This window comes from Bradyrhizobium sp. CER78 (assembly GCF_029846235.1).
Classification (GTDB): Bacteria; Pseudomonadota; Alphaproteobacteria; order Rhizobiales; family Xanthobacteraceae; genus Bradyrhizobium.
Genome location: NZ_JARVWP010000005.1, coordinates 58,651 through 80,760 on the forward strand (window position 1 = coordinate 58,651; position 22,110 = coordinate 80,760).

Annotated in this window: 19 protein-coding genes; 3 read left to right on the forward strand and 16 right to left on the reverse strand. The window is 63.1% G+C overall.

The features are described 5' to 3' along the window. Positions 1-21: 21 nt before the first annotated feature. From QDT69_RS11865 to asnB (QDT69_RS11895), 7 genes are all read right to left on the reverse strand, one after another. Positions 22-1,017: an NAD-dependent epimerase/dehydratase family protein gene (locus QDT69_RS11865; protein WP_021080470.1), complete on the reverse strand. Its 996-nt coding sequence runs from the start codon at positions 1,015-1,017 to the stop codon at positions 22-24. A 5-nt stretch (positions 1,018-1,022) separates the two neighbouring features. Next, a complete protein-coding gene (locus tag QDT69_RS11870) occupies positions 1,023-1,616 on the reverse strand; it encodes an acyltransferase (RefSeq protein ID WP_279706726.1) in 594 nt (197 codons plus the stop codon). Continuing rightward, positions 1,613-2,551, reverse strand: a complete 939-nt coding sequence (locus tag QDT69_RS11875) for a Gfo/Idh/MocA family oxidoreductase (RefSeq protein ID WP_050630232.1) — start codon at positions 2,549-2,551, stop codon at positions 1,613-1,615. The genes QDT69_RS11870 and QDT69_RS11875 overlap by 4 nt, the downstream gene beginning before the upstream one ends. A gap of 113 nt (positions 2,552-2,664) precedes the next feature. After that, the gene (locus QDT69_RS11880) at positions 2,665-3,174 is read right to left on the reverse strand and encodes a transcriptional activator RfaH (RefSeq protein ID WP_279706727.1); all 510 of its coding nucleotides are present in this window, start codon (positions 3,172-3,174) and stop codon (positions 2,665-2,667) included. A gap of 5 nt (positions 3,175-3,179) precedes the next feature. Continuing rightward, positions 3,180-3,773, reverse strand: coding sequence for a winged helix-turn-helix transcriptional regulator (locus tag QDT69_RS11885; protein ID WP_279706728.1), 594 nt, complete (start codon positions 3,771-3,773; stop codon positions 3,180-3,182). A gap of 183 nt (positions 3,774-3,956) precedes the next feature. Then, complete coding sequence (locus tag QDT69_RS11890; protein WP_279706729.1) at positions 3,957-5,174, reverse strand: glycosyltransferase family 4 protein; 1,218 nt, start codon at positions 5,172-5,174, stop codon at positions 3,957-3,959. A 76-nt stretch (positions 5,175-5,250) separates the two neighbouring features. Continuing rightward, on the reverse strand, positions 5,251-7,065 hold the full coding sequence (gene asnB, locus QDT69_RS11895; protein ID WP_279706730.1) for an asparagine synthase (glutamine-hydrolyzing): 1,815 nt from the start codon (positions 7,063-7,065) through the stop codon (positions 5,251-5,253). 292 nt (positions 7,066-7,357) lie between these two features. Here asnB (QDT69_RS11895) and QDT69_RS11900 point away from each other — a divergent pair, with 292 nt between their 5' ends. Further along, complete coding sequence (locus QDT69_RS11900; RefSeq protein WP_279706731.1) at positions 7,358-8,710, forward strand: glycosyltransferase; 1,353 nt, start codon at positions 7,358-7,360, stop codon at positions 8,708-8,710. After that, entirely contained in the window at positions 8,707-9,852 is a 1,146-nt protein-coding gene (locus QDT69_RS11905; protein WP_279706732.1) for a hypothetical protein, read from the forward strand. Before QDT69_RS11900 ends, QDT69_RS11905 begins: the two co-directional genes overlap by 4 nt. 256 nt (positions 9,853-10,108) lie before the next feature. Here the strand turns inward: QDT69_RS11905 and QDT69_RS11910 are convergent, their stop codons facing one another. The 8 genes from QDT69_RS11910 to QDT69_RS11945 form a co-directional block, all read right to left on the reverse strand. Next, positions 10,109-11,275, reverse strand: a complete 1,167-nt coding sequence (locus tag QDT69_RS11910) for a glycosyltransferase family 1 protein (RefSeq protein ID WP_279706733.1) — start codon at positions 11,273-11,275, stop codon at positions 10,109-10,111. Continuing rightward, positions 11,272-12,204 carry an NAD(P)-dependent oxidoreductase gene (locus QDT69_RS11915; protein WP_279706734.1) on the reverse strand — a complete coding sequence of 311 codons (933 nt, stop codon included), beginning with the start codon at positions 12,202-12,204 and terminating at the stop codon, positions 11,272-11,274. Before QDT69_RS11915 ends, QDT69_RS11910 begins: the two co-directional genes overlap by 4 nt. A 3-nt stretch (positions 12,205-12,207) precedes the next feature. Continuing rightward, on the reverse strand, positions 12,208-13,059 hold the full coding sequence (locus QDT69_RS11920; protein WP_279706735.1) for a class I SAM-dependent methyltransferase: 852 nt from the start codon (positions 13,057-13,059) through the stop codon (positions 12,208-12,210). After that, complete coding sequence (locus QDT69_RS11925; protein WP_279706736.1) at positions 13,049-13,618, reverse strand: DapH/DapD/GlmU-related protein; 570 nt, start codon at positions 13,616-13,618, stop codon at positions 13,049-13,051. The genes QDT69_RS11920 and QDT69_RS11925 overlap by 11 nt, the downstream gene beginning before the upstream one ends. Further along, complete coding sequence (locus tag QDT69_RS11930; protein ID WP_279706737.1) at positions 13,615-14,457, reverse strand: methyltransferase domain-containing protein; 843 nt, start codon at positions 14,455-14,457, stop codon at positions 13,615-13,617. The genes QDT69_RS11925 and QDT69_RS11930 overlap by 4 nt, the downstream gene beginning before the upstream one ends. Before the next feature lie 146 nt (positions 14,458-14,603). Then, positions 14,604-15,698 (reverse strand): glycosyltransferase, encoded by a 1,095-nt coding sequence (locus tag QDT69_RS11935; RefSeq protein WP_279706738.1) that lies wholly within the window; start codon positions 15,696-15,698, stop codon positions 14,604-14,606. A gap of 3 nt (positions 15,699-15,701) precedes the next feature. Further along, positions 15,702-17,540, reverse strand: coding sequence for an asparagine synthase (glutamine-hydrolyzing) (gene asnB / locus QDT69_RS11940; protein ID WP_279706739.1), 1,839 nt, complete (start codon positions 17,538-17,540; stop codon positions 15,702-15,704). 2 nt (positions 17,541-17,542) lie between these two features. Next, positions 17,543-19,096, reverse strand: coding sequence for an oligosaccharide flippase family protein (locus QDT69_RS11945; protein ID WP_279706740.1), 1,554 nt, complete (start codon positions 19,094-19,096; stop codon positions 17,543-17,545). A gap of 301 nt (positions 19,097-19,397) precedes the next feature. On the opposite strand from QDT69_RS11945, the gene QDT69_RS11950 reads away from it, so the two are divergent. Further along, a complete protein-coding gene (locus tag QDT69_RS11950) occupies positions 19,398-20,591 on the forward strand; it encodes a CoA transferase (RefSeq protein WP_279706741.1) in 1,194 nt (397 codons plus the stop codon). Here QDT69_RS11950 and QDT69_RS11955 read toward each other — a convergent pair. After that, positions 20,588-22,099, reverse strand: coding sequence for a tripartite tricarboxylate transporter permease (locus QDT69_RS11955; protein ID WP_279706742.1), 1,512 nt, complete (start codon positions 22,097-22,099; stop codon positions 20,588-20,590). The two genes, QDT69_RS11950 and QDT69_RS11955, sit on opposite strands and share 4 nt — an antisense overlap. Positions 22,100-22,110 lie beyond the last annotated feature (11 nt).

The window sequence follows — 22,110 nt, forward strand, 5'->3', positions numbered from 1 at the left end:
TCAATGATCCCGGATGCGATCTCAGATCTGCGCCTTGGCACGACGCTGATCGACCTGATCGATATGGCTCTTGCGCCATTCGATCAGCCGCCGCAGTCCGTCATCCAGGTCGATCGCGGCGGTAAAGCCGATTTCTTCCTGCGCCCGCTTCGGCGATCCGATGCGATTGCGCACAAGCGTGGCCTGGCTGCGCGGCGCATAGTTGATCGGCTGGTTTGAGCCGGTGAGATTCAGGAGCTTCTCGGCGATCTGCTTCAGCGAAGTCCGCTGTCCGGTGCCGACATTGTAGAAGCGGTCCGTCGCACTCGCGCCCATGGCGCAGAGATTGGCTCGCGCGCAATCCTCCACCGCTACGAAATCGAAGGCTTCCGATCCGTCGCCGAGAATCGTCGGACCTTCTCCCTTGTCGATCGCATCGAGCATCTTCATGATGACCGCGATGTAGGCGCCGCGATAATCCTGACGAGGCCCGTACACGTTCATGTAGCGAAGCCCGACATAGTCGAGGCCGTAGCGGAAGTGGTAGGCGCGCGCCATCGCTTCGCCGCAGATCTTGGTCGCCCCGTAGAAGTTCTTGTTGTTGAACGGATGATCCTCCGTCATCGGCTCCTCGACGGCATCGCCATACACCGACGCCGAGGACGACCAGACCAGCCGCTTGACGCCGTTGCGCACGCAGCCGTCCAGGACGTTGAACATGCCGTTGACGTTGACGTCAAAAGCCGTGCGCGGGTATTCGTGACATTGCAGCAGCCAGAGCGCAGCGAACTGGAACACGCCGTCGGCCCCCTTCAGGGCCGCATCGAGGATATCGACCTGCGTGATATCGCCGCCGGCTTCGAAGATCTTGACACGAGGGTCGCGTAGCGCGCCGGCAAGGTTTTCATGCGTGCCGCGCACGAAGTTGTCGTAAATCACGATCTCGCCGACATCGGTCTGCGTCAATTGATCGACCGCATGCGACCCGATCAGCCCGGCGCCGCCGATAACGACAACTTTCTTTCCGCGAATGTCCATTTTCTTCAATCCTCGATTTCCACCAGCGCTTCATTGCGAAGCTCATAACGACGATGAGTACGCGGGCATACCAGGTCGCTGCCCAGCCGCTCGCCCGCCCTGCTCATCCAACCAATTCGCCGCGCCGGATTGCCCGCCATCAACGAAAATGCAGCAACATCCTTGGTCACGACCGTACCGGCTCCGATGAAGCAGTACTCACCCAGCGAATGCCCGCACACGATGGTCGCATTGGCGCCGATGCTGGCGCCGCGCCCGATCGGCGTCTTGCGAAACTCGTCCTTCCGCGACACGCCGGCGCGAGGATTGTTGACGTTCGTGAAAACGCAGCTCGGACCGCAGAACACGTCATCGGCGAGTTCGACGCCGTCATAGATCGAGACGTTGTTCTGGATCTTGCAGCCGTTTCCGATCCTGACGTTCGGACCGATCATCACGTTCTGGCCGATCGAGCAATTCTCACCGATCACCGTGCGCGGCAGAATATGGCAGAAGTGCCAGATCTTGGTGCCGCGTCCAACCACTGCCCCGTCGTCGACGTAGCTCGATTGATGGATCAGGACACCAGGGAAGCGCGGATCCTCGCGCATCTCGCTCATCTGTGCATCGCCTTCTGGGCAAAGGCATGAACGCCGTTGCTTCGGACGATCGGAGCATTGCGGAAGGTGGAGACGATGTCGATCGAGGGGCGGACCTCGTCCAGCCTGAAGCCACGACCGGCGACGATCTCTTCATAGCTCCGCGTATGGAGGTCAGTGAACCCTTCGGAAAACTCGACCTCCTCGCCGTCGACGGTGATCGAGCGGTAGGTCGTCTTCTTGCCCTTCACACTGTCGGGCAGATCGTTGCGGTCCAGCGACAGGAACCAGCTCACATCCGCCCGCTCGCATTCCAGCGAGCCCGCCGCCCGCTCCGCCTCGCGCAGGTGCGCCTCGTTGCGGCTGGCGGGGCCGAACACGAAGCTCAGCATGTCGAAGAAGTGCACCCCGATATTGGTGGCCACGCCGCCGGACTTCGCGTCCGCGCCCTTCCAGGAGGTGTGATACCAGCGCCCGCGCGATGTGATGTAGGTCAGCTCGACCTTGTGGCGCTTCTTGGAATTCGCGAAGCGGTCGCGCAGCGCGATGATCGCCGGATGCAGGCGCAATTGCAGAATGGTCGAGATGCGGCGGCCGGTATCCTGCTCGATGGCCGCCAGTTCGTCGATATCGCCGGGATTGAGGACCAGCGGCTTTTCGCAGATGGCATCGACGCCCGACCGCAGCGCGAACCGGCAATGCGCGTCGTGCAGATAGTTTGGCGAGCAGATCGACATATAGTCGATCTTCGTGCCGCCTCTGCGCAACTGGTCGACGTAACGATCGAACAGCTCGAACTGCGTGAAGAATTCAGCATCGGGAAAGTGGCTGTCCATGATGCCCACAGAATCGTTCGGATCGTACGAGACCGCCAATTTGCCGCCGGTCTCGGCCATCGCCCGCATGTGCCGCGGAGCGATGTAGCCGGCAGCGCCGATCAATGCGTAAGTCGTCATGGGCCCCTCTTTCGAACCTTTCGCTTGCTTCAGGCAAGCTACCGCACTCGGGGTGAATCGAGCATCACACCCAAGCCCAACATCTCGGTCACGCCTGCCGACGGCAGACGCATTTACGCCGCAGCGATCAGATCCGTCCCGACCAGAACGCGAACCTTACGGCCAAGCAAATTCAACAGAACAGCAACGCGACGGTGATCGCTGACGTCTTCGACGAGCGCAAGGCTGTCAACGAACGCACCCTCGATAATTCGCACCTTGTCACCCGGCGAGAAAGCCGGCCTGCGCGCAAGCGTGATGAAGCCGGCCTTGTCCTCACGCGCCTTCAAGGCATCGATGACGCCGGCTTCCACTGCGGCCGGTCGATCTCCGACGCACACAAGGTGCGACACGCCGAGCGTCGATTGAATGGCGCGCCAGCGCTGCGACGCGAGATCGATCGCGACAAAGACGTAGCGCGGAAACAACGCACGCGGCACAGTCTCGACCTTCCTGGCATGACTGCGGCGCTTCAGGTAACGGGGAAAATACGCGGCAAACCCTTGCCGCTCGAGGTTGGCGACCGCCTTTGCTTCGGCGTTGACCTGCGTCTGGACGACGTACCAGCGGGAAACGGGCTCCATGGCCATCACGCTCCCTGCGGCTGCTTTGGACGCAAGCCCAGCAGGTCCGGCGCGAGCACCTTCTCTGCGCCGAAATTGCTGACCGCCTGGTCGAATACACTTCGCGCCGCCGTCAAATGGGTCACGACGACAGCATCAAACGGCTCCTCGACCAACGCGTAGGAAGAAACGACTTTGACGCCGATGAACCGGGTGGCGGTCGCATCGGGATCAACGATCGCAAGGATCGAAATCGGTCCGTCGACCGCGCACAGGATCGCGATCTCGCACAGGTCCGATTGCCCCGCGAGCACGACCCGCCTGAAGCCGCGCGCCTGCGCACGTTCAAACAGCCTGCCATACTCCTCCTTCGCCTTGCGAAAGAGCGAAAAGGAGTCGGACAGGAATTGAACGGTCAGCCGAGACTTTTCGGAGAAGCCCTGCGGGGTGAGGTAGTAGGCGTATCGCCGTGCGGGCGCCTGCCCTACCTTGACGAAACCCTTCTTGATCGCGCGCTTCAGATACGCGTTGACGAGGCCGAGCGCGACGCCCAGTTCGGCAGCGATCCGCCGCTGCGATTGCGCACCATCCGCCTCGAGGGAGGTGAGCAGCCCGAGCACCAGCCGGTCGCTGTCATTCTCATCCGTCGGTAGAATGCCTGCCATTACGCCTATCCCCACTGGGGCAGGCTGATAGCGCGTTCACCCGATGAACGTCAAGCGAATTCGTTCACGCCGTGAACACTGCAACCATCTGATTGTAAAGGTATTTTTATCAGAGCGATGTGTCGCGACGGCCACACTTCAAGCCCGATCCGGGGGCTCGGCCAGATATTGCGCCGCCAGCGTTGAATAGCTGTACCGACGCGCGACGGCGAGGCGATCGCCGAGCGGCCGCGACGGACCGTCCAGCGCGGCGCGCAGGGATGCGGCCAACGCATCTGCATCATCAGGCGCACATCGCGCGGTCACTAGATCTTCGAGCCCAGCAAGCGCCCGTTCCTCGCAGGCAATGACGCTGCGCGGTGCAAACAGGCAGTAGTCGAACAGCTTGTTGGGGCTGATGCCATGGTGATAGAGCGCGTTCTTGTGGAAGGCGACGACGGCGCAATCGGAAGCGTGCAACATGCCGTGCACGACCGACCGATCGACTTCGTCCTGAAACTCCACATTTGCGAGCGCAGCCGCCCGCTGCTTCAGCGCGTCCCGCGAGGTGCCGGAGCCGATCATCACGAAATGGATCCCGGCATTCGTCTTGCCGAGGATCGAAGCCGCATCGAGAATGGCCTCCACCGCATTCGGCGGACCCATGCCTCCAGCATACAGGACAACGCGCCTGCCCTGCTGCTTCAGCAGATTAATGCGGTCGACCAGGGGATGCGCGAGACTCTCGATCGTCAGTGCGCTCTGTATTTCGCCGTCGGACACCCCGTTCGGGATCCACAGGAACTTGCCGGCCGCCAGGCCCCGCGCGTGCATATGGGCTTCAGCTCCGGCCAGCAGGCAGATCACGCGATCCGCCTCGCGATAGGCGGCGCGCTCCTTCCAGCCGAGCACCTTCATCAGCGGATGCCATGGCGGCGTCATCCCGAGCGCGATGATGCTCTCCGGCCAGAGGTCGCGGATCTCCAGCCAGAACCTTGCATCGAATTGCCGCGCGACCTGCTGCGCCGCCGAGATGAAGAACAAATGCGGGCTCGACGCAATCACCAGATCCGGCCTGCCGAACTGCGCGGCAATTGCAGGGGCTGCCGAGCGGACAGCCGGCCCAAAGCTCAGATTGTTGCGGAGCCGCCCCAGACTGCCATTGCGATAACGCGGCGCATCGAGGAACCAGAAGTCGACGTCATTGATCCGCTGCGGCCCCGGCGTGCGCGGCTGCCGGTGCAGATGATGGAAGGCGGCGCTGACGACCACCACCCGATGCCCCATCTTTGCCCAGGCATCAGCCAGCCAGAACGGACGATAGTGACGGCCGAGACCCGGCCCCCCGGCAAACGGATGCAATAGCCAGATGTTCATGAGCCGGCCCGGCAAGGATCCGCTGACGAATCGGCAACTGCCGACGGCGAGGATGACATCCAGGAACCATCAAACCTCATGGCGATTCGACCCGAAAGCGCTCACCCCAGAGCGCGACGCAATAGAGCCGCCAGCGCATCCCGAGATCGAGCCGGTGAAATTTCCGCTTGAGCTTCGGCATGTCGACATAGCGGGCCAACAGCTCGCTCGCGATCACCTTGTCGTACATCGTGGCCGAGTGCCGCGTGAGCCATATCCGGTCCGGGGCAGCAAAGCCGATCTTGTCCCTGCGCCAGCTGATGCTGGACGGCAAGAGGTCATTCATGGCTGCACGGAGCGGCCATTTTGCCCATCCCTTGTTCAGCTTGATGCGCGTCGGAAGGCCCAGAGCAAACTCGACAAAGCGATAGTCAAGGAATGGAAGTCGCGTCTCGATGCCGAACCTCATCGAGTTCTTGTCTTCGAAGCGCAACAGCATCGGCAGATTGGTTTCGTTGATCTCCAGCACTTGCATGCCCTGCGCATCCCTCGCCTTCGACGCAAAGCGGCAAAGCGGTTCGGGCAGGTCGGGCTTTCTCAGAAAGGTGTAGCGCAAGCGGTAATAGGCGGCACGCAGCCCTGCCGAACTGGCGCCGAACAGATAAAACAGCAACCGTCCGCGCGAAATGCCTGCCCGCGTTGCAGCACTGAAGGCCGACAGAAATCCACCAACGCCACCGCGGCGAAGATGGTCGAGCAGCCAGGCAGCATAGTAGCGATGATATCCCAACAACGTTTCGTCACCGCCCTGCCCATCGAGCAACACGATGACACCATTCGATCGCGCCGCTCTCATCACTTCGTACTGCATCATGATCGAGGGGCCTGCGAACGGCTCCTCCTGGACCTCGAGCAGAGTCTCCGTCGTCGACGCGAAATCCTGATAGGTTGGCTTGGTGCGCAGCCAGTTCAATTCCGCCTTCTCGGCAACCTCCGCCGCATAGACCTCCTCGTTGTTGGATGCCTGCTCACTGACGGCAGTAATGGCAAAGAAACGCTCACCGGATCCTGGCGCATAACGCCGCGCGGCCAGCGTTGCAACGCTCGAACTATCCAGTCCTCCCGAGAGGCAGGTTCCGACACGGACATCCGAACGCAGCCGCAGACGCGTCGCGTCGTCAAGCAGTTCGCGCAGCGATCTTGCTGCGTTGGCCTCATCGGTCACCGCCGAACCCGGAGCAAGCGAATAATAGCGCTCCATGTCGACCCGGCCTGTCGATACGTCGACACGCATCCAATGGCCGGGAGGTAGCTTCTCGACGCCCTTGAAGAAAGTCCGATTGGTATGGTCGGTCATACCGCAAACGAGGAAATCGTTGATCAGGTCATCATCCGCGACCGGGCGCTCGATCAATGGAAGCAGCTGGCGAATCTCGGAGCCGAACGCGAACTGCGATGCCGTATTCACATAGTAGAACGGCTTCACGCCGAACCGGTCGCGAGCGCAGAACAACGTATTGTCGCGCTCATCGTGAATCGCGAACGACCACATGCCGTTGAAGCGCGCGAGGCACTCCGTCCCCCAGCAAATATAGGCGGTCAGCAGCACCTCGGTATCCGAGGCCGAATGGAAGGCGTATCCGAGGGCCTCGAGCTCGGCGCGGAGCTCGACGTAGTTGTAGATCTCGCCGTTGTAGGTAATCCAAACAGGAAGTCGCCTGTCGCACATCGGCTGCGCGCCGTCATCGGTCAGATCGATAACGGCCAGTCGCCGGTGGCCCAGCCCAACGTTCCCGTTCACCCTCACGCCGCGCCCATCCGGTCCACGGTGGGCGACGAGATCGGTCATCCGGTCCACTTGGCGGGCATCGACGAGCCCGGTCTTACTTACAAGGCCAAATATGCCGCACACGAAATGCCTATCCAGATTGATTCGATGGCGGAGCTCGGTATAACCGCCGCGTCAGAATATGCGCGCATTTGGAACAAACCGCCGCTGTCTTAGCCTGTTCACGCATTGAACGTCAACGTTCCCGGACCAATCGAAGCTGTTTTCGTACGCTGCTGAAACCTGAGATAGCGCTGGCCGGGCTGCCAATTCTGTGCAGCCGCTCCGAGGATGCACAGCCGGTCGAGCGGCACTTCGAACTGAACATGTGCTAGAAGCCCTGTTGACGTTGAGTTGGCATCCATCGGACTCCCGAGTGAACAAGATTGAACCCATCGGACAGAGGTCGCTGAAGGAAGCTACCCTTCCCGCCGGAGATGTTGAATCTCCCCGGCCAATCCAATCTGCCATCGCAGATTTCGCCACTCGCCTGCTTGTGAGCGCGGCGCGGCGCGCCACCGAGAAGCGTCTTGCGAAGGGCAAGGTACGCACCTTGTGGGCCTCGACTCCGATCCTCACCTTGCCGCTGCTCGCCCGCTGCGATCGCATGCTCGGCTTCCGCTCGTCGTCGCTGGTGTTCAACACCTATTATGTGACGAGGTCATTCGACATCAATCTCATCCTGTTCGAAGGATTCCTTCGATTGATCCGGACTCGAAAAGGCCTCGGCCTGTTTCGTCGCCTCGTTTTCGCCTGGGCCCTGCTGCGCTTCGATTTCTTCAACTACTTCTATGACCGCGGCCTGATGCTGAGCGACGGGCGCTATGGCATCAACCCTCAGGAGCTCGACCTCCTCTTCCGCTCGGGAAAGCGGCTGTATACCTATGCCTATGGTGCTGACGTCCGAGCAAGGGAATCAACGCTCGAACTCGGTCATCCAAACCTGTGCGAAGAATGCCCGGCCCCGGGCAAGTTCTGCGTTTGCACGACGGAGATGCATGCTTCGTCGATCAACCGCCTGAAGGGCCGCGCGACCGCGCAGATCGCGATGGGCGACATGGTGACGTATGTACCCGGCTGCCGGGACATCCACTACTGGCCGATCGACGCAAGCAAACTGATCGCGAAGCCGCCGGCGTACAGAGTCGGCGACACGCTGAAAGTCGCGCATGCACCGAACCACGGGCACTTCAAGGGAACCCGGCTTCTGCTCGAAGCGATCGATCGGTTGGTGAAAGAGGGCGAGAAGATCGAGCTGATCTCCGTGCAGGGCGTTCCCAACAAGAAGGTCATCGAGCTTTTTGGCGCATCGCACGTTGTTGCGGATCAGTTCGTCGCGGGCTTTCACGGCTATACGGCCCTCGAAGCAATGGCCATGGCCAAACCGGTCCTGTGCTTTCTGCGCAATGACCGAATGATGATCGATCCGGCGACCTGCCCGATCATCAACACGCGACCTGACGACATCTATGATGTCCTGAAGCGATGCCTGAGAGGCGAGCTCGACCTGAATGGCATCGGCAACGCCGGACGTCGCTACGTGGAAACACATTACAGCTTGCAGGCGGTCGCAGCGCGGCTTGGAAAGCTCTATTGTGAAACCGCCGATCTCCCTGGGGATCTGCTGGCAAGCCTGACGCGGCAAGTCGACGCGTTCGCGAAACCTGATCATGCCATGCAGTCCGCGCCGCCTTCACCCGGGTCGGTGCACCTGAACACGCGCACATGAGAATCCTGCACGGACCAGTCAATGTCGGGAATCAGCCCTGGGTGCTATCCCGCGCCGAACGGCAGCTCGGAGCATCCAGCGAAGTGGTCGTTCGAAACGACACATGGCTCGGATACTCGGCAGACCGGATACTATCGGCAGAGAACGCCGGGTTTGTTGAGACGGCCGCCCGTAGTGCGGCGTTCGGTCTGAAGAACCAGTGGCGCTACGATGTTCTTCACTACTATTTCGGACAGACCTTCCTGTCGCCGGGCTTCCCCCTCTCCGCGCCGGGATCGGTGCTCTCCCGGGCATCGCTGATAACGGACATCGCCAACAGACTGGGGACCTCAGACCTGCACGCCGCCCGCCTGTTCAACAAGAAGCTGTTCATGACCCTGCAAGGTTGCGACGTCCGGCTGGCGGCTGAAGGAAACAGCCGAAACGAATGGACGATGTGCGCCCCGCAACACTGCGAGCTCTATCAGCGATGCACGGACGCTCTCGACCATCGGCGGCACTTCCTGATCGAAAAGGTTCTGCCGCTGTTCGATCGGGTCTTCTACCTCAATCCGGAACTCGGACACATCGTACCGAACGGCCAATTCCTCCCGTACTCAAATGTCGAGATCGAGCAGTTCGACGTTGCGTCGCCCTCCACACAGGGCCGACTGAAGATCGTTCATGCCCCGACTGCCGGACGGATCAAGGGCACTCCCATCATCCTGAACGCCTTGGAGCAATTGCGGTCGCGGTACGACTTCGACCTCATCCTTGTCGAGAAGACGAGCCACGAGCAGGCGCTGGAGATCTATCGATCGGCAGACCTCGCCATCGACCAGGTGCTGGCGGGCTGGTACGGAGGCTTTGCCGTTGAAATGATGGCGATGGGAAAGCCGGCCGCATGCTATATCCGAGAAGAAGATATGATGTTCGTTCCGGATGCCATCAGGCGCGAGTTGCCCGTTTACAGACTGAACCCGGGCGACCTTGTCGAAAGCATCGCCGCAATCCTTGATCGACGGCCTGAATGGTCAACACGAGGCCAGGCATCGCGACGTTATGTTGAACGGTGGCACAATCCGAAGCTCATCGCCAAGGCGATGCTGGATGCCTATGAAAGCCCCGATAGCAACTTTGAGCTAGCTCCGGTCGCTGACTGAGGCACGGCTCAACCTCCGGATGCCTCTCAGCGCCTGTCAATTGCCCGAAGCCAGGTCCCGCGGCGCCTGCATCAGCTTCCAACCCGCCCAATATTTGAGGATCGGAACAGCAGGCTCGGTCAAACCTCCAGGAGCGGCTGCCTGTTGCTCCGGTTCCAGCAAAAAGGAACCAGATTGCGGGTCGAGCACCGCGCTCGCTTCGCCAACTGTCCTCGGCCAATCGCGACCCCGGCCCTGCTTCTATTTTGCCGCCAGCTCATCCATTCTGATGAACGGCCTGCCGCATCGTCGCGGAAAAGCTTGCCGCAAACGCGCGAACATTGTCGTCCTGATGCGCGACGACGTTGCGGATCACCAGCCCGCTGTTGTGCCCCGCGAGCTGTGTCATATGATCCGCCAGCGCGGCCGGATCATCGACGCCGAAATAGCGCGCGGCGCCGGCAGTCTGCTCCCGATGCACATCGATGTCCGACAGGATCATCGGAACGCCGAACGACTTTGCTTCCTCGACCGTCGTGCTCCAGCCCTCGAAGCGCGACGGGTTGAGCAGCGCGGTGCAAACCCGCAGCAGCGCATAGACGTGCGGCAACGGGATGACGCCGAGGTGCCGGAAATGCGTATCGAGGCCACGCTTCTGGATTTCGGCGTTGACCAGATCATAGTAGCCCGGCTCGCGCCGATCTTCCGTGCTGCCGGAGGCGCAGACCACCACATCGACCCCACGACGTTTCAGGATCGTCAGGGCGTCGACCACCAACTGATGGTTCTTGTGGCGATAGAACTGGTTAGGCAGGTAGAAGTAGTTCGCCGGCAGACCGTACGCCGCGATCACCTCTGCTGGGTCCGTGTTCAGGAACGCGGCGGGCGGCTGGGTCGCGAAGCGAACGACGCTGACCCGGTTTCGGGCATGCGGGTAGCAGGCCCTGAAATCGCGCAAGGCGCTCTGGCTGCTCAGCATGATGGTTCGCCCCGAGGCGATCTGAACGCGAAAGCCGATCTCGCGGCGCCAGCGTGCCGCCCTTGGAAACAGCTGAGGCAGCGAACGGTGCTGCAGATCCGGAATCCACGCCACTGCAGGGACAGGCAGCCGCCAGCCGAAGAAGCGCGCTGCTTCTACCACAACATCCACGCGCGCGGAGCGAAACGCCGCCGCGGCCGCCCGGTCGAGACCCAGCGCGAGTGCCGCGGCCAGGCCTGGCTGTCCGTCGAACGCTTCCGATCGAACGATCTCGACGCCTGGTACCGCGGCAAGCTCCACGAGTTCGCTCTCTTCGGCCCTGGTCCCGGTAAAGACGACGGGAACGAACTCGCCGGGCAAGAACCGGTCGAGCGCAGCGAACAGATTGCGCTGATAATTGTAGCCGCCAGCCCATAGCCGCCGAGAAATGTGACTGAACGCGAACCGCAGGGGACGCGGCGTCACGAAGCCTGCCCCTTGAACCAGGCCACGTAGTCGGCGAGCCCCTGATCGAGCGGAATGCGCCAATCGAAACCGATCTGGCCCAGCATCGTATCGTCGGCCAACAGGCTCATGGGATCACCGGGGCGGCTGACCCCCGAGTGCCGCACAACCGTCTTGCCACCCCATTGTCCGATGAGGCCCGCGGCGATGTCGGCAACCCTCGTCCCTCGGCCCGAACCACCATTGATGACCCGGAAGGTCTCCTGTGATGACGAAGCTTCCGCGACGCTCGCAAGCAGCCTCGCGACGTCGCGAACGTCGGTCCAGTCACGGATCTCGTTGCCGGTCCCACCGAGCGTGAGCACCTGCTCCTTGGCGTTTAGGCGCGAACAGATGTCCCAGAGCAATTGTTTGCGCAAATTGGGCCCATAGACGGAGAACAGCCGCACCACCGCGCAATGCAAGCCGAACGACCGCGCATAGCTCCGGCACAATTGCTCCATCATCAACTTGTGCTGCCCATAGGGCGACATCGGAGTGACGACGGCACTTTCAGCAATCGGGCCGACATGATCGGCGCCATAAACGGCCGCGCTCGACGCCGCGATCACCGCGCAGTCTGGTGCCGATCCGCGCAGCCATTCGAGCAGCCGCGCAGTGCTCGCAACCGTCCGCGAAAAATCCTCGAACGGCCGCTCGATCGAGACGCCGACGGACGATCCGCCGGCCAGATGGAAGATACGCGTCGGCAGCCCGTGCGCCGCCGCAAGCGCATTCAGGTTGGCCGCATCGATTTCGCCGTTGATCCAGCTGTGCAGACCAAGCCGCCGGGCTTCGGTAGCATCAAGCGCTCCGTGTCCGACGCCGTGCACCGCATGGCCCGCTCCCGCCAACTCGTGGACGAGATGGCGGCCGATGAACCCGTTCGCGCCGGTAACCCAGACGATCATCGCTCAGGCCTTGTGACAGACAAAGGAGTAGAGCCGGCCCGGCCGATTGTCGAAACGTTCGGCCATCGACAGCAGCGAGCCAAACACACGCCGTGAGGCGAAAGCAGTTCGCCACAACGGAGCAACCGGAATCCTTTGCGACAGTTTCGTCACGATCGCGGCTCTCAGCGTCTCGTGCGTGTAGGGAAACAGATTGATTGGGCTTTGCAACGGTGCCAGCGTGTCAATCGCGGAGAATCCTGCGGTGGTCAGCGCGCCGGTGTAGCGATCGAGCAGGAAGGCATGCTCGCCGCCGTAAAGATGGTGCAACGGGTGCTGCGCAAGGAATTGCGGAAGGTCCGCCTCCCTGCTGATAACATGCTCACGCGCCGCGATCAGCATGCCACCCGGCCGCAGCACGCGAAACATCTCCCGACAGGCGCCGTCGAGATCGCGCGTATGATGCAGCACGGCGCGTGCGAACACGACATCGAACGTCGCGTCGGCGAAGGGCAACCGCTCAGAAAACTCCTCGACCACCTGGATCGGCAATTGTGTCTGTTGCGCCAGAGCCCGGATCGCCGCCGCTCCGACGATCGCGCTCGGATCGGGCTCCAGCGCCGTCACGGCAAAGCCGGTTCGGGCGAGCGCGTAGCTCGCAATGCCGCGACCGGCTCCGACGTCGAGCGCGGCACCGGAACGGCCAGCCAGCAGCGCGGCGACTGCCTGCCACTCGGAGCTCTCGAAATAGCGCTCAGCGGCGCCAGCCAGGGGATCGTCGTAAAATGCGTCGAGCACGAGCTGGCGCTGGTCCGGCTGATTGCGCAGCCAGACCACCGCTTCCTCCCAGGTGGTAAACTTGCGCTCACCGTTCATCGGGGCCAAGCTCCCTCACCAGCACCGCGGGATTGCCCGCCACGATCGTAAATGGCGCGACATCCCTGGTCACGACCGCGCCGGCCGCGACGATGGCGCCCTGCCCGACAGTCACACCGCGCAGGACCATCGCGCCCGCACCGATCCAGGCATCATCGCAGATTTTGACGGGGCTCTCATCCAGCGAGATGTCGCTCGGATGGCCGCGGGTGAAAATCTGCTGGACCTGCCGATGCCGCTCCGCTGCCCGTAGCGGATGGGTGAGATTGTCGAAAACATTGGCCGAATGCGAGATCAGAACACGGTTGCCGATCTCGATCGAAGCAGCCGACCAGATCCGGGTTCCCTCGCCGACGTAGCACCACTCGCCGATCTTGATCTCGCCACCATGCGCGAAGGTCAGGAGCTCGCCGAGGATGCGGCTATTGCGGCCGACGACGATCTTGTCGGAATCGCCGCGGATGTTCCTGATCCTGGCATGACGGCCGAGCGCTGCGTCGGCCTGCAAGCGGCAGGTCGCGCGCCCAAGCAGACGCTGGATCAGGTAATCGACGTTCAAGCCGTCAACTGCAGGCACGCCACGGCGCGCGACGACGCCGCAAGGTCGTTGCCCTGCCCCTTACCGGTATGGATGTCGAAGACGGTGGCGTTAGCGAGTGCCTCGGCGCTCTGGCGTGACCAGCCCTGCCGCGAATAGCCGAAATAGTCGACATGGTGCGAGGCCGCGCCGAATGCGTCGATGATCCGCTCGATCATCGCAAGATCGAACACCTGGTACCAGCCGAGATTGTCGCGCTTGCCGAACGGCACGGAGATCAGGCAGGTCCCGCCGGGCTTGAGAATGCGCTTGAACTCCTTCACCGCCGGAACGAAGCCGTCCCGGTCGGTCTCGGCGTCGCGCGGGTCGCCCGTGTACAGCATCTGATTGTCGAGGCCGATGTGCTCAATCGTCGAAATGCTGGCGACGGTGTCGAACACCTGATCGCCGAACATCGTCTTGCGGAGATCGCCGAAGACGTAGGAGTAGCCGTCATGCCAATAGCACCGCCGCTCCGGCGCCAGGGTCATGATGGTGAGGTCGGCGCCGCGCAACGGCGGACGCTGCAGCAGGTAGTCGTGGTTGAAGGTCGACCCCGCGTCCAGCATCTTGCCGACGTTGTTCAGCCGGCCATAGACCCAGGGATATTCCACCACGCGTTCGTCCATGGCGACGCCGTAGCCGGGCGGAAGCTCCTTTCCTGCCTGAAGCAGGCCCGCATCGATGGCCGCGGTGATGGTGTCGCGCTTGACCGTCTGATAGCCAGGGCCGAACGGCCGCGGCCGCAGCTTGAAGAGTGGCACGGCAAGCCCGTCGGCCGCCCATTTCAGTTGATGGATCAAGTCACTTGCAGACATCATTCCGGCCCGATCGCCCGCCCTCTGGCCGGCTCTGTGCCCCGTGTAGAGCCTTTTCCGTTCCGATGGAATCGGAACGGGGCTCTAGAATCTCGTTTTTACGCGTTTTCTTAATGCGAACCGGCACCACTTCGCTCGAAAACGCTCTATTACGGCTCAATCCGCGCGACGAGATCGATAAAATGGGCCCATTGCGAGGCCTTGCTGTAGGTCTGCTGCACGCGCTGCCGGCCGGATGCGGCAATCCCAGCCCATCGCTGCCAATCCTGCAGGCTGCTTGAAATCGCCGAGGCTGCCATTTCAGGCGCGTCGTACGTGCGCATCGTGACGCCGTCCTGCATCGCCGCCGGGTAGTTGCCGGCATCCGACACCAGCAGCGACCCACAGCCCATCGCCTCGAAGCAGCGCATATTGCCGCGATCATTGCCCGCCATGTCGATTGCGCCGTTGAGCACGATCTTCGCTGAACCGAACAGCTCGTAGAGGTCCCTGCCGAACAACGGTAGCCGCGCTATTCGCGCGATGACGTCGGGCCTCCGGTGCTTCCCTAGCGGGAGCAACCGACCGACCGCGCTTTCGGCAAGGCGCGTCAGCCGCGATGCATCGAGGCAGAACACGATCTTGCGATCAGCCGCCAGCGCCGCGACCTGCTCGAGCGTCCTGCCGCGCGCGCTGTGATGCCGCGAGTATCCACCGACGAACGCCACATCGATCGGCCGTTCGCCGTGGCCGTACTGCTCCATCACAGGATCGATCGCGGGGAAGAACAGCTCGGCGCGGCAGCCCTTGCTGCGCCACGCCTCGAGGATCGAGGGAAAGTTTCCAAGTACCGCGCCATAGGCGGTCAGGTCGGCATTGCCGGAGGGCGCCGCGCGCCAGCACAAGGTCCTCTTCACACAGCCGGGAAGCTTGGCGACGAACGCGCTCGGAAATCGCACTGGATCGAGATTGTAGAACACCTCGGTTCTGTGATGCTCGATCTGCGCGAGCAGAATGGCTTCCAGCGTCGGCGTCCCCTGCATGCCCTGCTCGTGCGCCCATTGGCGCTGCAGCACCTCGTCGTCGGCATTGGTGAAGAAGGCTTCAGGTGCGCCGTTGAGCACCGGCTCGAGGAAATGCGCGGCGCCGAAGCGATCGTGCAGAAACAAATCGCGACGCGCGGCAAAGGTCGACGCTTTTGCCGCAAGCTGGTTCAGCCTCGGCAGATAAGACGGATAAAGACCGCTATTCTGGAACAGACGCATCGGTTACGCGGTCCTCGCCAACATCCATTTCATGTTCAGGTATGGCCAGATCCGGCCGACGGATTCCCAATCCCAGCTCTGCGTTGCCGTCAAGTGGCTTACCGCCTTTCGGAGCGGAGCCTCGTCGACGAACTCGGCAAATGCCGGAACATTGCGATCGAGCAGCTCCGTCGTCCAGCCCGCCAACGGCCCGTTCAGCCATTCCGGCATCGGCGAGTTGAATCCGACCTTGCGGCGCGCGGTGCGGATGCTCTCAGGCATCAAATTCGCCATCGCCTGACGCGCGACCACCTTGGTCATGCCGTCGGCCGATTTGCTCGCCTCCGGCAGCGCCATCGTGTAGGTCACCAGACGCCAGTCCATGAACGGCATGCGCACCTCGATCCCGTGCGCCATCGAGAGCCGGTCGAAATTGCGCAGAATGGTCGGCAGCGTGGTCGAGTGGAACATGCGGTAGAGACGCCGGTTCAGCGCGCCCCACGTATCAGGCAATTCGTCATCCTCGGCGACCAGCGGCAGCGGTGCAGGCATCGCCGTCAGGCTGCCTCGCAGGAAATAGCGGCCCTGGCGTTTGATCATCTGCGCTCGCAGGAAGTCGATGCCGCGTTGTGCCAGTTGCGATCGTGACGTGAGCGCGGCGGCGGCGTTCCGGATCCGGAATGCGGTCGACTGCCCCTCTTGCAGGTAGGCACCCATCAATTCGTCAGCCCCATGGCCGTCAAGCGACACGGTGACGTTCTGGCGGCGGAGCTCGCGATAGATCAGCCACGGTGCGCTCGGCAACCCGATATAGACGTCGTCATTATCGTCGAGGATCCGGTCAAGGTCGGTGAGCGCGTCGGCGCGCCCGATCTCGAGAAAGCTCGGCGCCACATCGGCCCAAGCGGCCGCTTCCTCCGCCATCGGCCGCTCGTCATTGCTGGCGCCGGGAAAGGTCGCGACAAAGGCGTGCCGCCAGGCGGTCGAGTCGCGCGGTCCCATGCCGGCCTTCTCATGGCTCGCCATGGCGCAGATCACCGCCGACGAGTCGAAGCCGCCGGACAGGCAGGTCCCGATCGGAACGTCGCTGCGCATGCGCAGTGCCACGGAATCCTGAAACAGCTCGCGAAAGCGTGCGACGCATTCGGCTTCGGTATCAGGGATTGCGGGCAGATGATCCACGGTCCGCCACCAGCGGCGCACCTGCACCCGCCCCTGACGCAGCCACATGCAGTGCCCGCCCTGCAGGCGACGCAGTTGCGCGAACAAAGTCCGCTCGCTGCCTTCGATCCCGAACGGATCAAGCAACAGCCGCCGCGCCACGTCGACGTCGAGCGAGGTCTCGATGAGGCCGCTCCGCGCCAGCGCCCGCTGCTCGGATGCGAACACGAACCGCTCGGACGACAGCGCATACAGCAGCGGCTTGATGCCGAAGCGATCGCGGGCAAGGAACAGCTCGTCCGTCGTCGTATCGTAGATCGCCAGCGCCCACATGCCGTTGAAGCGCAGCAGCATGTCTTCGCCCCAGGCCTGCCAGGCGGCAAGGATCACCTCGGTATCGGACTGGCTGCGGAACACCGCGCCCTTCGCCTCAAGCTCGCGGCGCAATTCGAGGAAGTTGTAGATCTCGCCGTTGTAGACGATCACATGGCGACCATCGCCTGACGCCATCGGCTGATAGCCGCCTTCGCCGGGATCGATGATGGCAAGCCGGCGGTGACCGAAGGCGACGTTTCGCTTCGCGCTGAACCAGGTGCCTTCGCCAAATGGACCGCGATGCGCGATCAGGCTGGTGAGCCGCGAGATGTCGGCCGGCTCCACGGGCGCGCCGTGCAGATTGACGATGCCTGCGATACCACACATGTCTAGGCGGCCTTGAAGGGCAAGAAGCGGGTGATGATGATGCGGAGATCGCGCCAACAGACGGCGCGATAAGGACCAAGCTGCGACACGGCGACGGCGGCGACAAAGATCACCGCCGCCGACACGCCGTAGAGCGACACCACATACCACCATGACGGCGCGTGGTCGAATGACACATGGCCAAGCTGCGAACGCAGTGCCAGCGCAGCGGCAATGCCGGTGCCGAGCGGGATCAGGACGAAATGCAGCATCCGCGACCACATCGCTGAGAGCCTGAAGGTTCGCCGCAGCAGCAGCACCGTGACCACCATCTGGGCGGCCATCCCGACACAGGAGCTCCAGCCGGCCGCCTGCCAGCCGAAATACGGCAGCGCGACGGCGCTGGTCGCCAGCGTGAAGATACCGGTGACGAGCGAGATCAAGGCGTTGAAATTGGAGCGTCCCTGCGACAACAGATAGAACGCGATCACATTGGCGCTCGAGCCCAATATTCCGCTGATCGCGAGCACCACCAGCACCAGCTGGGCCTCGGCGGCGACTTCCGCGCCGGTCCAGCGATACAGCAGTGCGCCGGCAACCGGGATCAGCCCGCCAAGCGCGCTCGCGGCCAGCACGTTGAGAATCCAGGACGAGCGCAGCAGCAGGTCGACCTTGCGATCGTCATCCTCCTTCTGCAGCGTGCTGAAGAACGGGAACAGTATCTCGCCAATCTTCAACACACCGATATAGACTGCCTCCTCCAGCCGCTGCGCGACGCTGTAGAAGCCGACGAATTGCGGCTGCAGCAACGCGCCGAGCAGATAGCGGTCCGCCTGCCCCGCGAACAGCGCACCGCTTTGTGCCGCGACCTGCCAGCCGCCAAGCTTCACCAATGCACGCAGCGCGCTGCGATCGAGCGCCGGACGGGCCAGCCAGTCACCGATTGCGTGCCGCGACGAAGCGAAGGCCATCAGGAGATTCGTCGCAAAGCCCAGGGCTTGGCAGCCGAGGAAGGTCGAAGCACGCGGCGCATAGGGAATCAGCAGCAGCATCGACATTGTCGTCACCACCGTGCCCGTGATGCTGATCGCCGCAATCCGCCGATAGTCCTGGCGCGCCGTGAACAGCGAGAGGAAGACCGCGAACAGGCACTGGCAGAGCCAGCCGGCGCCGGCCAATGCGAAGGCAAGCCCGAGGTCCTCGGCGGCCGGGCCACCGAGGTGAAATCCCAACCGCGCGAGCGGCGCGCCCGCAAGGATCAGCAAAGCCGCGATCAGGCCGCCCACGGCAATGGCGAGCGCAAGGGCGGTCGCGAAGAACCGCCGCGCCTCGTCGCGATCGGACGGTTCCAACCGTTGCGCGAGTTCGCGTGCCGTCGAGAGGCCAAGCGCATTGCTGAACATCAGCGCCGGCGCGACACAGGCGGTCACCAAACCCGCAACGCCGAACGCGGCGAGGCCGAGCCGGAAAATCACGAACGGGAGAATGGCGAGATTGAGCAGCACCGCGACCGCAAACGCAGTCGCATTCCATGCCGAGTTGCCGAGCAGATGGGACGGACCTCTCTTCATTGCCATGCCCGCCTTCGGTCGATCACGTCGAAACGCCTCAAGTCCCTCTTTCATAAGGGCAAAACCCATCGGTCGGGCGACGGGCTAGCAGCCGGCCGCGTGATTGTCGAGGGTTGGCGGACGGCGGACCGGCGCGCAGGTGTGGGCAGGCTCGAATCGCAGCCGACGTAGAGCCGGTTTTCGCGGAACCGAGACTGTTGGTTTCCGGCGGTTTGGTGTCGGGGTAACAGTTGGAAAGACCTGCCAAATTGTCTATGGCAGATAAGCAATTGCCCCCACAGCGGCCCGCCAAACAAGAGGTGTCTCAATGCCCTTTCCCCGCGCATCCCAAGCCCTTTCCCGTTTCACCGTGCTGGATCTGACCCGGGTGCGGTCGGGGCCGACCTGCGTGCGCCAGCTCGCCGACTGGGGCGCCAACGTCATCAAGATCGATGCGCTGCTGGAGGACGGCGGCGGCGAGCAGCCGGGCGGTCCCCGCGGAGGGTCCGATTTCCAGAACCTGCACCGCAACAAGCGGGCCATGACGCTGAACCTGAAGGACCCCAAGGGGCTCGAGGTGTTCAAGCGGCTGGCCGAGCAGGCCGACGTCGTCGTCGAGAACTTCCGGCCGGACGTCAAGGCCAAGCTCGGCATCGACTATGAGAGCATCCGCAAGATCAATCCGAAGATCGTCTATGGCAGCATCTCCGGGTTCGGCCAGGACGGCCCCTACCACAAGCGCCCGGGCTTCGATCAGATCGCGCAGGGCATGGGCGGCCTGATGTCGGTGACCGGCGCGCCCGGCGAGGGACCGATGCGGGTCGGCATCCCCGTCGCCGACCTGACCGCGGGGCTGTTCTGCGCGATCGGCATCCTCACCGCGCTGCTTGAGCGCGACGTCTCCGGCCAAGGTCAGTGGGTGCAGACCTCGCTGTTGCAGGCACAGATCTTCATGCTGGATTTCCAGGCGGCGCGCTGGCTGATGGAAAAGGAGGTCGCCAAGCAGGCCGGCAACAACCATCCGACCTCGATCCCGACCGGCGTGTTCAAGACCTCCGACGGCTACATCAACATCGCCACGACCGGCGGGCGGATCTGGGAGCGCTGTGCCCAGGCGATCGGCGCGCCCGACCTGATCACCGATCCCGATTATGCGACCGCACCGGCGCGCTCGAAGAACCGCGACGCGCTCAATGCCCTGATCAACGCGCTGACCGAGAAGAAATCGACCGAGACCTGGGTGCAGGAGCTGAACGCCGCCGGCGTGCCGTGCGGGCCGATCTACTCGATCGACCAGATGTTCGAGGATGCCCAGGTCAAGCATCTCGGCATGGCCCAGCGCGTGCCGAACGACGAGAACCGGGACATCCAGCTGGTCAGCCAGCCCGTGACGCTGTCGCGGACGCCGAGCAGGATGGCGGCGCGGCCGCCGGAATTCGGCGAGCAGACCGAGGAAGTGCTGGCCGAATTCGGCTTCGGCAAGGACGAGATCGCCGAGCTGCGCCAGCGCAAGGTCGTCTAGGCGCTCGCCGGCCGTAGCAGACGCGCGACGCCGGCGAAGGCCCGATCGATTACCGGCCAGAACAGCAGCACGATCGCCAATGTCGTGATCGTGCCGACGAGGCCGTTCGACCAGAACACCTTCATGTCGCCGCCGGAGCCGATCATCGAGAGGCGGAACGCGTCCTCGGCACGGCTGCCGAGCACCAATGCGAGCGTGAATGGCGCAAGCGGGATGGCGATCTTCTTGAAGACATAGCCGACGACGCCGAAGCCCAGCATCAGCCAGATGTCGAACATCGCGTTCTGGATCGCGTAGGCGCCGATCGCGCAAGACACCACGATCATCGGGGCGACCGCCGCGAACGGCACGCGCAGGATCGATGCGAAGATCGGCACGGTAGTCAGCACCAGCACGAGGCCGACCACATTGCCGAGATACATCGAGGCAATCAGGCCCCAGACGAAATCCTTGTGCTCGACGAACAGCAGCGGCCCCGGATTGAGCCCCCACACCATCAGACCGCCGAGCAGGATCGCCGCAGTCCCTGATCCGGGAATGCCGAGTGCGAGCATCGGCAACAGCGCCGAGGTGCCTGAGGCGTGGGCGGCGGTCTCCGGCGCGAACACGCCCTCGATGCGCCCCTTGCCAAAGCTCTCCTGATCCTTGGAAAAGCGCTTGGCAAGGTTGTAGCCCATGAAGGAAGCCGCGATCGCGCCGCCCGGCGTGATGCCGAGCCAGCAGCCGATCACGGACGAGCGCAGCAGCGTCACCCAGTATTTCGGCAGGTCCTTCCATACCGAGAGCACGACCCGCAGGCTGATGCCGGCGGCGTGCCCACGCAGCGCCAGCCGCTCCTCCATCGTGAGCAGGATCTCGCTGATGCCGAACAGGCCGATCACGGCGACGAGGAAGTTGATGCCGCGCAACAGCTCCGCGGAGCCGAACGTCATGCGCAGCTGCCCGGACACCGTGTCCATGCCGACGCCGGCGAGCAGCAGCCCGAGCGACATCGAGATCACGGTCTTGTGCTTGGCCTCGCGGCCGAGGCCGACGAAGGAACAGAAGGTCAGGAGATAGACCGCGAAGAATTCCGGCGGCCCGAACTTCAGCGCGAACGACGAGATCATCGGCGCCAGGAAGGTGATCAGCAGCACCGCGACCAGCGAGCCGATGAAGGACGAGGTGAACGCCGCGGTGAGCGCTTCAGCCGCCCTGCCCTGCTGCGCCATCGGATAGCCGTCGAAGGTGGTCGCGACCGACCAGGCTTCGCCGGGGATGTTGAACAGGATCGAGGTGATGGCGCCGCCGAACAGCGCGCCCCAGTAGATGCAGGACAGCATCACGATGGCGGATGTCGGGTCCATCGTGAAGGTCAGCGGCAGCAGGATCGCGACGCCGTTGGGGCCGCCAAGCCCGGGCAGCACGCCGACGAAGATGCCGAGCACGAGCCCGACCATCATCAGCAGCAACGTCTTCCACGTCAGCAGGACGGCAAAGCCGTGCAGCAAGAGACCGAAGGCTTCCATGTTTCGAAATC

What these genes read in the sequence shown, in the direction of transcription:
- QDT69_RS11905 (WP_279706732.1), top strand. Translation starts at nt 8,707, where the DNA reads ATGAGAATCCTGCACGGACCAGTCAATGTCGGGAATCAGCCCTGGGTG.
- QDT69_RS11915 (WP_279706734.1), bottom strand. Translation starts at nt 12,204, where the DNA reads ATGATCGTCTGGGTTACCGGCGCGAACGGGTTCATCGGCCGCCATCTC.
- QDT69_RS11935 (WP_279706738.1), bottom strand. Translation starts at nt 15,698, where the DNA reads ATGCGTCTGTTCCAGAATAGCGGTCTTTATCCGTCTTATCTGCCGAGG.
- asnB (WP_279706739.1), bottom strand. Translation starts at nt 17,540, where the DNA reads ATGTGTGGTATCGCAGGCATCGTCAATCTGCACGGCGCGCCCGTGGAG.
- QDT69_RS11930 (WP_279706737.1), bottom strand. Translation starts at nt 14,457, where the DNA reads ATGATGTCTGCAAGTGACTTGATCCATCAACTGAAATGGGCGGCCGAC.
- QDT69_RS11945 (WP_279706740.1), bottom strand. Translation starts at nt 19,096, where the DNA reads ATGGCAATGAAGAGAGGTCCGTCCCATCTGCTCGGCAACTCGGCATGG.
- QDT69_RS11880 (WP_279706727.1), bottom strand. Translation starts at nt 3,174, where the DNA reads ATGGAGCCCGTTTCCCGCTGGTACGTCGTCCAGACGCAGGTCAACGCC.
- QDT69_RS11890 (WP_279706729.1), bottom strand. Translation starts at nt 5,174, where the DNA reads ATGAACATCTGGCTATTGCATCCGTTTGCCGGGGGGCCGGGTCTCGGC.
- QDT69_RS11870 (WP_279706726.1), bottom strand. Translation starts at nt 1,616, where the DNA reads ATGAGCGAGATGCGCGAGGATCCGCGCTTCCCTGGTGTCCTGATCCAT.
- QDT69_RS11920 (WP_279706735.1), bottom strand. Translation starts at nt 13,059, where the DNA reads ATGAACGGTGAGCGCAAGTTTACCACCTGGGAGGAAGCGGTGGTCTGG.
- QDT69_RS11950 (WP_279706741.1), top strand. Translation starts at nt 19,398, where the DNA reads ATGCCCTTTCCCCGCGCATCCCAAGCCCTTTCCCGTTTCACCGTGCTG.
- QDT69_RS11875 (WP_050630232.1), bottom strand. Translation starts at nt 2,551, where the DNA reads ATGACGACTTACGCATTGATCGGCGCTGCCGGCTACATCGCTCCGCGG.
- QDT69_RS11865 (WP_021080470.1), bottom strand. Translation starts at nt 1,017, where the DNA reads ATGGACATTCGCGGAAAGAAAGTTGTCGTTATCGGCGGCGCCGGGCTG.
- QDT69_RS11955 (WP_279706742.1), bottom strand. Translation starts at nt 22,099, where the DNA reads ATGGAAGCCTTCGGTCTCTTGCTGCACGGCTTTGCCGTCCTGCTGACG.